The sequence below is a fragment of the Schleiferilactobacillus perolens DSM 12744 genome (assembly GCF_001435585.1).
Classification (GTDB): domain Bacteria; phylum Bacillota; class Bacilli; order Lactobacillales; family Lactobacillaceae; genus Schleiferilactobacillus; species Schleiferilactobacillus perolens.
Genome location: NZ_AZEC01000012.1, coordinates 73,763 through 88,477 on the forward strand (window position 1 = coordinate 73,763; position 14,715 = coordinate 88,477).

General features: G+C 51.3%; 11 protein-coding genes. 7 read left to right on the top strand and 4 right to left on the bottom strand.

Features of this window, described 5'->3' with window-relative positions:
* Positions 1–9: 9 nt before the first annotated feature.
* Complete coding sequence (locus tag FD09_RS11905; RefSeq protein WP_057821658.1) at positions 10–786, top strand: HAD-IIB family hydrolase; 777 nt, start codon at positions 10–12, stop codon at positions 784–786.
* Positions 787–788: 2 nt separating this feature from the next.
* Positions 789–3,563 carry an immunoglobulin-like domain-containing protein gene (locus tag FD09_RS11910; protein WP_057821660.1) on the top strand — a complete coding sequence of 925 codons (2,775 nt, stop codon included), beginning with the start codon at positions 789–791 and terminating at the stop codon, positions 3,561–3,563.
* A 110-nt stretch (positions 3,564–3,673) separates the two neighbouring features.
* On the opposite strand, the gene FD09_RS11915 is transcribed toward FD09_RS11910, so the two are convergent.
* On the bottom strand, positions 3,674–5,113 hold the full coding sequence (locus FD09_RS11915; RefSeq protein ID WP_057821662.1) for a YhgE/Pip family protein: 1,440 nt from the start codon (positions 5,111–5,113) through the stop codon (positions 3,674–3,676).
* A gap of 145 nt (positions 5,114–5,258) precedes the next feature.
* Here FD09_RS11915 and FD09_RS11920 point away from each other — a divergent pair, with 145 nt between their 5' ends.
* Positions 5,259–5,762, top strand: a complete 504-nt coding sequence (locus tag FD09_RS11920) for a PadR family transcriptional regulator (protein WP_057821664.1) — start codon at positions 5,259–5,261, stop codon at positions 5,760–5,762.
* A gap of 38 nt (positions 5,763–5,800) precedes the next feature.
* Here FD09_RS11920 and FD09_RS11925 read toward each other — a convergent pair whose 3' ends face one another.
* Positions 5,801–6,592: a hypothetical protein gene (locus FD09_RS11925; protein ID WP_057821667.1), complete on the bottom strand. Its 792-nt coding sequence runs from the start codon at positions 6,590–6,592 to the stop codon at positions 5,801–5,803.
* 252 nt (positions 6,593–6,844) lie between these two features.
* Between FD09_RS11925 and FD09_RS11930 the strand changes: the two genes are divergently transcribed.
* The 4 genes from FD09_RS11930 to FD09_RS11945 are packed head-to-tail and all read left to right on the top strand — an operon-like array spanning position 6,845 to position 12,303.
* Entirely contained in the window at positions 6,845–7,243 is a 399-nt protein-coding gene (locus tag FD09_RS11930; protein WP_057821669.1) for a PTS sugar transporter subunit IIA, read from the top strand.
* A gap of 42 nt (positions 7,244–7,285) precedes the next feature.
* On the top strand, positions 7,286–8,596 hold the full coding sequence (rpoN, locus tag FD09_RS11935; RefSeq protein ID WP_057821671.1) for an RNA polymerase factor sigma-54: 1,311 nt from the start codon (positions 7,286–7,288) through the stop codon (positions 8,594–8,596).
* Positions 8,597–8,612: 16 nt separating this feature from the next.
* On the top strand, positions 8,613–10,247 hold the full coding sequence (locus FD09_RS11940; RefSeq protein WP_235812286.1) for a glycoside hydrolase family 43 protein: 1,635 nt from the start codon (positions 8,613–8,615) through the stop codon (positions 10,245–10,247).
* Complete coding sequence (locus FD09_RS11945) at positions 10,231–12,303, top strand: glycoside hydrolase family 36 protein (RefSeq protein ID WP_057821673.1); 2,073 nt, start codon at positions 10,231–10,233, stop codon at positions 12,301–12,303. The genes FD09_RS11940 and FD09_RS11945 overlap by 17 nt, the downstream gene beginning before the upstream one ends.
* A gap of 59 nt (positions 12,304–12,362) precedes the next feature.
* Here FD09_RS11945 and FD09_RS11950 read toward each other — a convergent pair whose 3' ends face one another.
* Positions 12,363–14,156, bottom strand: a complete 1,794-nt coding sequence (locus tag FD09_RS11950; RefSeq protein ID WP_057821675.1) for a DUF2264 domain-containing protein — start codon at positions 14,154–14,156, stop codon at positions 12,363–12,365.
* Positions 14,157–14,527: 371 nt separating this feature from the next.
* The coding region (locus tag FD09_RS11955; protein WP_157053795.1) for an SDR family oxidoreductase at positions 14,528–14,715 on the bottom strand (188 nt) is incomplete at its 5' end.

Below are 14,715 nucleotides of genomic sequence, written 5' to 3' on the forward strand. Positions count from 1 at the left end.
GAATCGCAAATGACGCAATTAATTCAAGCGATTTGTTCCGATTTAGACGGCACATTGTTGGATGACGATAAACAAATATCGACAGAAAATGTTGTGGCAATCCGGCGCTGGCAACAAGCTCACCGACTCTTTGGCATCACTTCCGGTCGGCAATACGACGGTGTGATACGGGCGCTTGCTGGTCAGGTTGAACCAGACTTCGTGGTCTGTTTGAACGGCGCCGAGGTCCACGCCATTGATGGCCGAATGTCTCGCCATCCGCTAACCAATGCCGATGCCCAACAGGTATTGCAGATATTAGGCCAATATCGCTTTGCGCGTTTGATGCTGACCATGGATGGGAAAACATATTTGATGGATCAGGAGTTGTCTATCGTGGCTGGCCGCACCATCGCCAGCGTGTTGACGGCGAATGCACCAGCGGTAGAAAAGATTGGCTTGCAAACCAGCGATCCGGTGAAACTGCAAAGAGTGCTCGCCCAGATGGCGGCACTGCCGGTTAATGCGACCTGGTCCGATCGCCAGTATGTTGAGATCAGCGGTCAGGGTGTGAGCAAATTTTCCGGTTTACGGGAAGCATTAAGCGGGCTGGTTCCCTTGGCCCGGGTGGCGGCAGTCGGAGATTACGGCAACGATATGGCAATTGTTAAGGGTGTCGGGCGCGGTTATGCAGTGGCCAATGCCGTCCCCACATTGAAAAAGGCGGCCGATGCATTGACCACGGCCAACACTGATGCGGCCATTGCCCACATTGTGGCGGAGTTGTTACCCAAGGAGGAAAAGTAGTCATGAGGAAAACAGTGAACCATATTGTTGCTGGTGTCTTGGCGGCGGCAGCCGTATTACTCACCGGGCAAGTAGCGAGCCACCCAGTCCAGGCCGCGACATTCACTACCAAAGTTGAGGCAGAAAGTTTTGCGGCTAAAACCGGCAATGTCTATATTCGGCAAAATGGCGACCAGATTCCAATCGATCAAAAGGGAGATACCCTCGTCTTGACCGGTGCTTCCGGCAACAAATACGTCGACTTCAGCGATCCAATGGATGATCTCAGTTCTTACAAGAACACGATTCCCGAAGGCCATGACACGGCCACCTGGAACGTGACGGTGCCCCACGCTGGGTACTATCAGTTGCAGTTCAAATACAATAATCCGGCGACAAAAACGACGGGCAACCGCAACGATCGCGATGAACGCAATTTCCGGATTTCCACCAACAACAGTACTGATCCATTGAGCGACCAGGGCTGGGCGGGTTGGATGATTTTTAATATTTCCGGCTATAAAGATCCCAATACGCCGCAGACCACAATCCAAAATACAGATAAGTATGCGCCGGTTGTCGGTAATACTGCGTGGAATAATAATTACATGAATGTGTATCTGAAGGCAGGGGAAAACACCGTCACACTGACGTTGCAAGCACCTCCGGGTCAGGCAGTGTTTGATGGGCCCAACTTGGATTACTTCGACGTCACGGATATCACAGATCAATATGTGAGTGAAAGCCAAATTCCATATGTGGCGAAGAATTTCCAGTTTAAGCACCCAGGCATATTTTACACAACGGCCACTTTGGACCGCATCCGTGCGTATAAGAATTTGGCGGATACCGTGGATGGCAAAGCTTATGCCCAGCTGAAAGCTTCTCCTCTGAGCAGTGCCGATTATCAGGATTCGCCCCAGCCTGAAATCAATGTGGGGCCTTATAACAATCCAAATATTGGCGGCACCCAATTGACGAAAGATAGTTTCGCAGCCAGCTCCAACGCACTGCTGTGGTATATGGATCGCAATCCGGCCAATGCCAAAAAGGCGATTCAGATACTGAATGATTGGTCCAGCACATTGAAGACAGTGGGCCACGGCAACGACGCTAAATTGCGGTTTGCCCTGACCTTCCCGGATATGCTGAACGCAGCCGAATTGATGAAGAATGTCTATAACAAACAAGCCAATGTGGCTGCTGCAGACAAGTGGCAGCAAGCCGACATGGATCGTTTTGCGACATTCGTCAAATCGATGATGATTGCTCGGGGCGGAGATTATTCACCGACAGCGGATTTTTATCCCCAGGCCAATGGCAACTGGGACGCCAATATCGGCGTGCTGAACATGGCGGCAGCAGTTTATCTGAATGACACTGATCTGTACAATGCAGCTTTGAAACAGTTTTATATTGGGACGGCGCAAAGCAGCACCCAACTGTCTATGGGGGCATTACCCAACTACGTTTATCCCACCGGCGAAATTCAAGAATCTTCCCGGGACCAAACCCACGCCAAGATGGGGATCAGCGGCTTAGCGATGCAGTCGGCCATCTCGGCAATACAAGGGATCGACACCTTCTCCGCATACAATAATCGCCTATTGACTGGAACGTTGTATTATGCGCGCTACAACCTCGGTCAGGATGTGCCCTCGGACACGTTCATTTCTGATAAGTCCCGGGGCAAGGCCGATGCTTTAGAAGTCTTCGAAATTGTCGGGAACCACTACGCCCAACAACGCGGTGAAAGTAACGCCGATGTCCAGTTGCTGCGGCAAGCCGCCAATCAGTTGTCGCGCACGGATACCGTGACGGACGAGGCTGGTCAAAAAGTGGGCTGGTTACGGGCCGCCCTGTGCGATACCAGCACGTTACCTACACCGCCAGTGACGTATCCATCACCAGAATTCACCTTTGATGATGGTTTCGTGAAGGACGCGACAGTCACCCAAGGGCAATCATTTGATCAAAACGCAGGCATTCACGCCTGGCAGGACAGCAACCATCAAACGGCGATTGCAGCTGGTGATTGGCAGGTTGACGGCAAGGTAGATACCAGCAAAATTGGTACCTACACGTTGACTTACACGATTACTAATGCATTTGGTAAGACAGTGACGCTGACTCGGACAATTAAAGTGGTCGCCGATGATTCTGTGAAATTCACCGACATCAACGAAGTGGTGTATGTGCAGACGACTAAGGCGGATCAGTACAGCTTGGACGCAAAGACTGGGAAATTCACAGTCACCGGTCAACTCAAAGGCCTGACAGTCGCTTCGGCCTGGAAGACTGCCCGTAAAGCAGTGACTGCCGATGGCAAAGTGTACTACCAAGTCGGCGGCAATGGCTGGTTGCGCGCAGAAGATGTGACTTTCTCTCGTCTAGCAAAAGCCAATGGGATTGTCGATGTCACGAATGCCAACGGCGCGAAAACGACAATTGATCCAGTGGCGACTACCCAAGTGGTGCAAACACTAACTGTCAATACGGGTTGGAAATACTCAGCAGTGGCAACTAATGCGGATGGTACGTGCGCCTACCTCGTTGCGGATCGTCAATGGGTCCAAGCGCTGGATGTGGTAGAACGTGTCTCCAACAAAGCCAACGTGGTGATTGGTAAAACAAATGCACCTGTGTTTACAGGTCATGGCGATGTATTCAAAGGCCGCACTTTGAAGGCTTGCTCTGCTTGGAAAGTGACGGGTATCAAGTATATCAACGGCAAGGTTTACTATCGGGTGGCGACCGATCTGTATGTGCGGGCTGATTACGGAACTTTTAATAACTAAATCTTGTTCTCCAAAAAATAGTGTGCCAGTCGCATACATCAAAAAGACCAGCTTTTTTGGAAAAGGCTGGTCTTTTTGGCCTGTTAGTCGATAGATACAATTTCTTCTGCTCAATCCACAAATTTACCTCGGCGCCGGTCTAGCGTTAGTTTTCCCATTACCAAAACGTTGATGCTGATCGTCACCGCAATCATGACGGCCAGATCCTGCGTCATGCTGCCGCCGATGGAGATGGCCTCGCGCAAGGCGTGGATACCGTACGTCATGGGAAGAAAAGGACTGGAAATTTTAGTGAACACATTGGCGGTTTCGATCGGGTAAACACCTGTCGATGCGCCTAACTGCAGAATCAGCAAAATCGTCACTAAGTATTTACCAAAGGCTCCCAGAATGACGTTCAAGCCGAACACACAAGTGATAAAAGTTACTGCAGTTACTGCCATTGCCACCCAGGTATTGACCACGGACAACGGGTTTAACCCCAGACCTTTGAGGACCACGAGGGCCAACAAAATTACCTGAACACCAACTAGGCTTAACAGCAAGCTGTATTTGCTCCACCACCACGCCGCCGCATGCGTCGGCCGTTTCTTGGGCGAGTACATATCATACATAAAACTCAGAGAAATACAGCCGACATATAAGCCAATCGAGATCGCAAACGGCGCCATGCCCACGCCGTTGGTAGGTGTGTTGGACACATCCACGCGTTTTAACTGAACGGGTGCGGCCATCAAGGCAATGTTTTGCGCTTTTGTGACTAGTTGTGGTGTACTGGCCTGGGCCTTGGTCAGAGCCGTAGTCATGGTTTGACTACCATGTAAAAGTGTCTGGCTGGCCGCATTGAGTTGGGCAGACGATGCGGCCAGTTGACCGGCGGCGGTGCGTAAGGCACTGGTTTGAGCCGTATTTGGTATTCCTTGGGCCAATTGTTGTAAACCTTGGGTTTGTTTGGCCATGCCCGTTGCCAGCGCTTGCTGTCCTTGGGTCATATTTTTGCTGCCGGTTAGAGTGTTTTGAGTGCCGGCACTGCTGGCAGCCAGTCCCTTAAGCAGGTTTTTGTAATATATTGTCGAGATCTCCTTGTTCAGGTTGGCCTGGATCGCGGTCGCCGTTCCTTTGGCAATTTGGCCAGCAAAGAAATCAGCCCCTGGATTCACTTTATACGTGAGATTCATCGCAGTTGGCCGACTGCTGAGCAGGGAACGGGAAGCTTGTGAGAAATTATGCGGAATCTCCAGAACCAGATAATACTCGCCATTTTTCAACCCTTTTTCAGCTTTAGCCCGGCTGGTCACGGCATATTTCATGGAATGGGATTTGTACAAGCCGGCAATCAAATCCTGGCCGGCATTGACCTTCTTACCATTGTCAGTGGTACCGCGATCCGTATTAACGATGGCCGCTGGTAAATTTTGCGTATTCTGATAGGTGCTCCAAATGGATGAAAGGTACACGCCAGAATAAATCGCTGGAATTAGGGTGATGAAGAATAAGACGACCATCACCATTGGCCGTTTAAGGACAGCCTGCCACTCACTTTTAAACATATTACGCCTCCATATTGTTGTTGATACTATTAACGTTGTTAATATGTATGATAGTACCCGACCGATTTCCAGTTGTCAACCGTTAATATTGATAACGTGAATATGAATGTGGTAAAGTCTAGAAGCAAAGTAAGGAGGAAAAACCGTGAATAATGAACAAATTATCCTTGGTCTGCTTTACAAAAAAGAGCGGACTGGTTACGAATTAAACGAGGTTTTTAAAGACATTTTCAGCCATTTTTATGATGCCTCTTTCGGCATGATTTACCCGACTCTGCGCCGTTTGGCCAAAAATGGGTTGGTATCAAAAAAAATGGTCGTCCAATCTGGACGGCCAAACAAAAATGTGTATGAAATTACAGAAGCGGGAAAGAAGATTTTCGAGGAATCACTCACTTCAACTATGATTCCCGACACCCGTCACTCCGATTTCCTCATGCGCCTGTATTTTGGCGAATACGAAACCCTAGCAGAGCTGACCAACATCATCCAAGAACAGATCCATTGGTTAACCGATCAAATTGAAAAGCTCCAGACCCGCCTAGCAGATTGGCCCAACATCACCAAAACCCAAAAACTATCCTTCTCAATCGGCATCGCCGAATATCAGGCGCAACTCAAAGTATTACAGGACGCCATAAAAGAATAACGACAGAATTCCGCAGCTTTGGCACGGCCGCCAGCATACTACAACACTGCTTTCCCAAACACCTGTAGCTCAGTCAGCGCCGGGAAATTCGACGCATCCGCATCCTTAACCAAATTAATCAACCGCAACCCACTAATCACGCGCGGAGCCACCGCAAACACCTGCGGCTCGGCCGTCTTTTTTGGTTGCCAAACTTCCTGACTACCATCCGAGAACGCCACTGTCACACTTGTCCAGTAACTATCGTGGGGATAATCCGCCCGCAATACCAAGACAATCTTATCCACTTCAACGGGATGCCCCAGCGCTAAATCCAGCTCAGCATCCGCGCGCCCAGCGATCCCCCATGATTGGAAGGGATAGTTCCCGTGACTCTCGTTGGCTACCATGCCATCAATCGCGTTCCGGGCAAAAAAGACAGGCTCGTCCCGCGTCTCCGCATTGGCCGATGCATGGGGATAGGCACCAGTGTCTTCGCGCTGGTCATGACTGTTTTCTGCCCAATTACGGTATGTACTAATTTCCTCAGTCGTGGCCACGCGCACAGTAGCGTAGTGATTTTTACCCGCAAAAGCACCGTCGGGATAAGGCCATTCCCGTTCGGTGTTGAAGGGGATTTGGTAGGCCCATTGTTTTTGAGACACATAAATGAGTGCTGGTTTTAAGGCCGCATCCAACTGGGCCCAAATAAATACGGGAGCCTGGTCGGTGCTAATTTGAATTTGATCCCCCAGGGCATAATGATGCTGATAAGCCAGGTAGACATTGTCGCCCCGCCTGCTCTCCTGTAATACCTGCTGATGATGGGTTAAGGCAATTTGCAATGACATGATCATTCTCCTTGTGTTTAATAGTGGGGACAGCGGTTAAACAGTATGCATTTCATCTGTGATTAATTGTGTTTACGCTTGCACGCAGTCCCACCATAGTATAAGCAAAAATAGTGCCAATAGGGAGGGGCGGGAGTAATTCACACCGCTGCACTGGTTGGCACGATAATTGCGTATACTGAAGTAAGAGAGTAAAAAGGGTGCCGCACCAATGGTTCAAGGCCGGCAACCCACTAACAAGGAGACGTTTCGATGACCCGAATTATTTTTATTTCCCATAACAAACTGGCGGAAGGTATGCAAAAAGCGGTGGAGATGATTGCTGGTCCCCAACCCCATGTGGAAAGTTATGGCTTAATGCCCGGTCAGCGCCCGGATGATATCGTTGCCCACATTCGCCAATCGATTAAGGCAGACGAGCAAGTCCTAATTCTTGCTGATCTCGTTGGCGGCAGTATGTGCAACGCGGCCATGACATTGCTGGATCTGCCCAATGTGCAATTAATCGGGGGGATGAATTTGGCCTTGGCCCTGCAAGTGGTGCTGACTCCGCCGGCTTCGGCAGACGAAATCAACCATGTGATCAAACAGGCGCAAACCAATGTCCAGCACGTCATATTAAAAAAAGTGAAGGACGACTCCTTCTTTTAAAGCGGCTAACGGAATAACACGGTGAAAGAGAGCTGAATCTACATGAATATGAATCAAGGTTTCTCCCTTCATCAAAGCCAGGCACAGAAACTGGCGTTGACCCAAGGCATGCGGCAGTCCATTGCCATGCTGCGACTGGATGCGATTGATTTGCAGGATTATTTACAGGAAATCAGTTTAGAAAACCCGTTAATGGATATTCGTATGCCTCTGGTCCAGCCGGTGGCCGTCAGCGGGGCCACCGGGCAAGAGACTTATCAAATCAAGGATACCAGTGGCTCGCTGTTCAGTTATTTATTGGAACAGGTGCATTTGACTATGCGCAAGACCCCGCTGCGTGCCTTGGTGGTTTATCTGATCGAACAGTTGGAACCCAATGGGTATTTGATGATCAGTGATGACGAAATCCGTCAGCAGCTGCCGGTGGACCCGATCATGCTGATGGATGCCAAAACATTGCTCCAACGGCTCGATCCGCCGGGGGTCGGGGCGCATGATTTACAGGAATGCCTGTTGCTGCAGGCCGAAAATGACTCTGAGCCTGTCCCGGCCGGAGTGATTCCGATCTTAAAAGATCATTTTCAAGCAATGAAGGACCACCGCTGGGTCGCGATTCAAAAAAAGCTGGACATGACCCAAGCCGACTTCACCGCCGCCATGACATATATTCAGTCCTTATCAGCCAATCCGGGACTGCCCTTTAACCACACGGACACCAGTTATGTGATTCCGGAATTGAAGCTCATTGCGCAAGCAGGTAAACTGTCGCTGCAAATTATCCAGCGCAATCAGCCGCAAGTGGTCTTCGCAGAAGAGACCTACGACCAATTGAAACAGTCGTCGGATATGGAAGTACAGCAATACATTGCAGATCGGTATAACCAATATCAATCCGTGATGTATAACGTCCAGCGACGTACTGATACCTTGATGATGGTGGGCCGGCAAATTGTGCAAGCGCAATATGCCTTTTTCACCCAAAAGGTGAAGACCATTGCGCCGTTATTATTGCGGGATATCGCCCAGAAACTGCAAATCAGTGAATCCACGGTGAGCCGAGCAATCAATGGCAAGTATATGCAAACCGACTTCGGTATTTTTGAGCTGAAAAGTTTCTTTTCTCGATACAGCGGCGGCAGCGATGACGCGGGGCGTTCCGTGGATCAGATGGTGACGGCTTTGCAGCACTTGGTAGCCGGTGAAGATAAAACGCATCCGCTCAGTGATGACCAGTTAGCCCAAGCCTTGCAGCAGCAAGGCTATCAAGTGGCTCGCCGAACCGTGGCGAAATACCGAAAGGAAAATGGCATTCCGTCCTCAACTCGGCGCGGACAAGCGGCCCAATTGAAGTAAACGAATGGAGACGAACATGACTCAATTAATGATTCAAAATCCCATATTGACTGGCTTCAATCCAGATCCCAGTTTATTAAAGGTGGGAAGGGACTATTATTTAGCCACATCCACGTTTGAGTGGTGGCCCGGTATCGAAATTTATCATTCCCAGGATTTGGTCAATTGGCAATTAGTGGCCGAACCCATCCAAGATGAGTCGCTGATTTCTTTACGTGGGGTTTATAATTCCGGCGGTATTTGGGCACCCCATCTTAGTTATGCGGACGGCCGCTTTTGGCTGGTATCCACCATTGTGCGCAGTGCCACGGCGTTCAAAAATACAATCAATTTCGTGATGACCAGTGCGCATATCACCGGTCTCTGGAGTGCGCCGCATTTCATCACCGCCAGCGGGTTTGATCCATCCTTATTCCACGATGACGATGGCCATCATTATATTCTCAACATGTTGTTTGATCATCGGTTGGACCATCCTGGCTTCAGCGGGATCGCTATGCAGGAATTTGACCCGCACATATTCCGGACCATTGGCCAACGCCAAAAAATCTATGGCGGTACCGCTTGGGGGACCTGTGAAGGCCCGCAGATCATGAAGAAAGACGGCTGGTATTACCTGCTGTGTGCGGCCGGCGGCACCGGCTACAGTCACGCCGCCACAGTGGCCCGCAGCCGTCACATTTGGGGTCCTTACGAAGATTCACCCGTTATGCCGCTGATTTCCACCCGATACGCCCCATATTCACCCTTGAAAAAATGCGGTCACGCCTGTTTTGCACCAGTAAGTGCAGATGAATGGTACATTGTCTTTCTTTGTGCCCGCCCCTTGCTTCCGGTGGGCCGCAGCACGTGTCCTTTGGGTCGGGAAACCGGTTTGGCCCGGATCGAGTGGACCGCCGATGGCTGGCCCCGACTCGCTAATGGCACCACGGTTCCAGATGCGGTAATGGCTGCCCCAAGCATTGCCGTGACGGCGCCCCAATCCGACCATTCGCAAAGAATTGATTTTGCCCAGATCAAGACATTGCCGCCAGAACTGAAAACATTGCGCGGCCCGTTGGCCCCAACCACCAGTTCTTTGACAGAGCGCCCCGGTTTTCTCCGGTTATACGGCCGCGAGAGTCTGTCCAGTTTGAATCACCAGACGTTACTGGCCCGGCGCTGGCAGGCATTCCATTTCACCGCCACCACCGAGATGACCTTTGCACCGGCTAATTTCCAGCAAACCGCCGGGCTCATTCTGTTTTATGACACCGCCAATTGGGCGTACCTGTATAGCTCCTTTGATGAAGACAAGCAACAGACTTACTTGCGGGTGGAAACGGCGGATATGGACCACTTCCGTTATTTAGCGCCGCCCCAAGTAATTGATCCCCACCAGCCGGTGCAGCTTACGGTCATGGTCGACCGCAACATTGCCGTTTTTTCATACATTCAAGGCGCTCAGCGTGGGAATTTAGGAGAAGTTTATGCGGCCGATCATTTAAGCGATGATTATGTGAAAGACCAAGGCCATTTAGGCTTTACCGGTGCCATGGTGGGAATCTGTGCGCAGGATATGGATGCCCATCAATCTTATGCCGACTTCCGTTACTTCGACTATCAAGAAATGGCGGTGCAGGAGGACGAGGCGTATGCGGCAGTTCACTGAACTCAGTCAGTTTCACTTGGGGGATATGATCGTCCAATACCTGGTGGATCAAGACCAGCAAGTGACCTGGCAAATTTATCCCGCTAGCTGCGCTGACCAAGCGACACTGCCGACGCAGCAGAACACGACGATCGCGTTAGTCCAGGCTAAGCTGGCTGGTGATGACTATGATAAAAACTTCTCCAATGGGTTAACCATGCTCAATTCCGCCACCAGCCGCAGCATGCGTTTGCAAGACCAGCAGCACGTCACCCAGCCGGATGGCAGCGTCAAGGTGACGACGACACTCACCGATGCCCACGGTAATGTGTACACGCATTATGCGACCTGGGTGGCCGGCAGTGCGCGGCTGCAAGTGCAGGTGAAATTTGAGAGTCGAGTCGCCGGCCTGCAGCGGCTGGAATGGCTGCCGTCGTTTTGCCTGGCCGGGATTAGTCCCTTTTATGGTGCACATATCCCAGCTGGCGCTTTGAATTTGATTCGGTTGCGTTCGAAATGGGCCATGGAAGGGCGCATTGAGCAGCGGCCGATTGAGGAATACGATTTGGAACCCAGTTGGAAACCGTCGGGGTTGGCTTTAGAACAATTTGGTCAAAATGGGACAATGCCGGTTCGGCGCTTTTTCCCCTTCGTGGGACTACGCGATCGGACAGCTGACGTCACATGGCTGACCGAATTGGCGGGGCAGGCTTCGTGGCAGCTCAGCGTCGGGCGGCTGGATGACCGGTTGGTGATGTTTGGCGGCCTGCCAGATGCAGATAATGGCCAGTGGTATGTGGATTTGGCGGAAGGTGAACACTACACTACGCCGGTCGCTTTCTTGACTGTGGGCCAAGGCGAATTGTTGACGGTCAGTCGGCGTCTGCAATCCCCCGTCCCGGCAACGACCAAACTCCCCATTATCTATAATGAATGGGGTACTAGCTGGGGCCATCCCAGTGCCGCACTGGTACATGAATCGGTGGCGTTATTGCAGGATCATCCAGTGGATTATTACGTGGTGGATGCCGGTTGGTATAAACTTGTCGACAATAATTGGGATGGCAGCCACGGTGACTGGCAAGTTGATTTGGCACGGTTCCCAGGTGGTTTGGCTAAAACAGTGCAAGATATCCACGCCCATGGTCTGAAGGCGGGGTTATGGTATGAAATGGAAACCGTCGGCCTGGCCAGCACCAAGGCCCAAGATACGGCGGCGTTGGTCCATTATCGCCAGAATGTGGTCAGTACGATCAAACGGCGATTTTTGGACCTGCGCTTACCGGCCGTGCATCAGTACTTGCAGACCAAAGTGGTGGCTCCCTTGGCCCAAGCTGGTTTTGATTACTTGAAAATCGACTATAACGATAATGTCGGCGTCGGGGTGGACCACGCCGATTCCGGAGCAGCTGGATTGGAGCAGATCACCACTGCGATGTTGCAGATTATTAAGGATATTCGGCGTCAGCTGCCCGGAATCACGATCGAGAATTGTGCCTCCGGGGGGCATCGCTTAACCCCTGCGTATATTGATGCCACGGACGTGTCATCATTTTCCGATGCCCATGAGACCCATAGTATCCCCATCATTGCGGCCAATGAATTGAATATTATCCCTGCTGCTAAGAATCTGATTTGGTGTGTGGTGCATCCCGCAGATACTGAGCAGGCGCTGTATTTCCATCTCATTGCCACCTTCCTTGGGCGGGTTTGCCTATCGGGGGACATTCGTCAGCTGACCGCTGGGCAATGGGCGATTATTGACCGCTGTCTGCATTTTTATCAACGCCATATCCAGTTAATCGCGACCGGCCAACCTTTCCGGCAAGGGCCAGATATTCTCAGCTATCACGATCCCGTAGGCTGGCAGTTGTCCGGATTTGCGAATGATCGAAAGAAGCTGATCTTGTTGTTCGGCTTCAATTTACCCCGAGATACAGTCGTTGAGTTGCCAGTAGATACGCACTGGAAACTGGTGGACGAGGTGGGGAGTCAGCCTGAACCCAATGACAATCCGGCAGTGACCATACCGAAACATGCTTTCTGGGCCCACGCCTGGGTTTACCAAAAGGTATAACAAAACACCGCCCCTCAACTCATCGCGAGTTGGGGCGCGGTGTTTTTAATGCCTGGGAATTATGCTTGCCAGAATGGCATGTTGATTTCTAAGCCGTTTCGAATCAGTGTATAACCGGTGGCGGTCACAAGCAGGTGAGTGTTGATATCCACCGTGCAACCGGTGGTGGGATCACCCAATACGGCACAGGCCAGGACGTGGCGTCCTGGTTTCAAGATGGCGTGCAGTGCAGGAACGACATTTTTCTCAGGATCCATAATATTTGTGTTGGGACCTTGGTTCACCGCGGTGGGCTGGCGCTTTGTCAGCAGATCCTCAATGACGCTGACGCCCGCTTGATTTGCGACGATGGTGTGATGATCCGTGATTACGGGGGTCATCCGTTTGGGATTCCAGCGCAGCAACGGAAACCCGCCTTCATACGTGTCGAGCGTATCATCCGTGGTCACTTCATGAATGCGCACATGCAGGTTGGTGGTCAAGGGCACCAGATAACTGACAACTTGGGCGGAGGCCGTATGCCAGACACTAACCGCATATTCAGCAAACATTTTGCTCGCTGTGATGGTGAGGCGGCTTGCAAATTGGTCTTGGCCAGCAATCCCCAGTGCCAGGGCATTGTCTACTGCAAACTGCTCAATACCCTGGGTGTCCCGGGATAAGTTGAATCCAAAATACGAGGAGTAGGCAAACTTCCCGTATTTTTCTTGGCCATGATACAGCTTTGATGATACTGGAAATTGGCGTGACGCCAAGAAAACGTGGTGAGCTGCATGAGGGTCAAGCACGAATTGCATCCCGCCCGCCGCCTGGTTTGAACGCCGAGGTTGCTCCGTTTCTGGGTACGGCGCTGCCGGCAGCTGCCAATAGGGATCATCGGCGGGCAGTTGCAGCACGCCAAATAATTTGAACGCCCACATCGGGGATCCGGGGGCATTATAATCCTCGGACAACAGATAATTCTGATATCCATAACCCACTGACAGGGGTCCGGTTTCACCATTGGTGACGGTGATTGGCCGCTGTTTCCAATACTTTGCACTGCGGTCGATCAACCCCTTAATCATACTGGGGGTAAAAGCCGTTCCGGCGTAGGTGCCACTTAAATAAAATTGGCTCCAGAAACCAACTGGGGCAAAGCGATACGTCAGTGACCGGCCAAAAGGAATGGCGCGTCCTTGGGCGTCGAACCAATCAATAAAATCTGCTGCAAAGGCCTGAGCCCGTTGGATAAAGGTGGTGGCGTGGGCATCGTCCACTAATTGTGCATAAAGTAAACCATAGAAATGGAACGCAAAGGCCAAATAGTAGTCAGATTGCTGCGTCGGCCCGTCTGTGTACCAACCTTTTCCCACGTAGAAACTGTCAATTTTTGCTAACGAATCGGTTAATCGATCGGCCGAATAAGGGAAGTGCTGTTTGCGCAGGGCGACGTTCAAAAGAATAATGAAAAAATGCCAGTTGCCGGCGGGGACTGGCACGTCATTCATCGTGTTGAGCCAGTCGGTGAGATAGGTCATATCTGTCGGCCCCAGGTCGGCAGCCAACTGTTTACCGTAGAAACCTAAGAAGTAACTCACCGCCGCGGTTTCTACGACAATTTGGCGCCGACTTTTATCTACGGGCGGAAGCTGGCGGGCCTGGACGAGGGTGTAGAAACGTTGAATCACCGGATCATCTTTGAAATCCAGATGCGCCCCGGCCGCCGCCGGCAAGTGCCCCCATAGCGGCCGCAGAACAGCTTCCAATTGGCGAATATCCGCATCATACGCTGCGCCAAAGGTATCCACATAACGGTTGTCCACTGGCGTCAAACGATCCAGCCAGTCACTCAATTCTTGACGGGTCAACATAGGCAATTTTTCCTTCTTTCCGTAGCAAAAGCAATAAAAGAGCTGAGACAAAAGCTTTTCTTCGAGGTGCCGTACCAAAGCTGCGCAATCTCCGGTGGAACAGGGCTGGAACGCTGTGACGGCGGTTTGAGCCCTCAAAGTGCGCGGTCTCAAACACGCCTAACCACATCCGCGCAAAGAGCGCGCGGTGTGGTTTCCACAGCTGAGCCCTGTTCCACCTACGATTGCTCCGCATTGGCACTGGATCCACCGGGATACGAACCTTTGTCTCAGCCCCTCAAGAAGAGTAAGACGAATTAATGGTTACACTGATTTTCCAAAATTCAAGTTGTTCCTGCATGAATGTTGAATTGAGGAATGACAGATGCCAATTACCGAACGAGGTAGCCGCCGTCTACAGGGATGATGGCGCCGTTGATGTAGCTGGCCGCATCACTCGCTAAGAAGACAGACACTCCCATTAACTCAGAAGGTTCTGCCCAGTGACCAGCCGGAATGCGGTCCAGAATTTCTTTGTTCCGAGCCGGATCACGGCGAATCGGAGCGGTGTTAGCCGTCT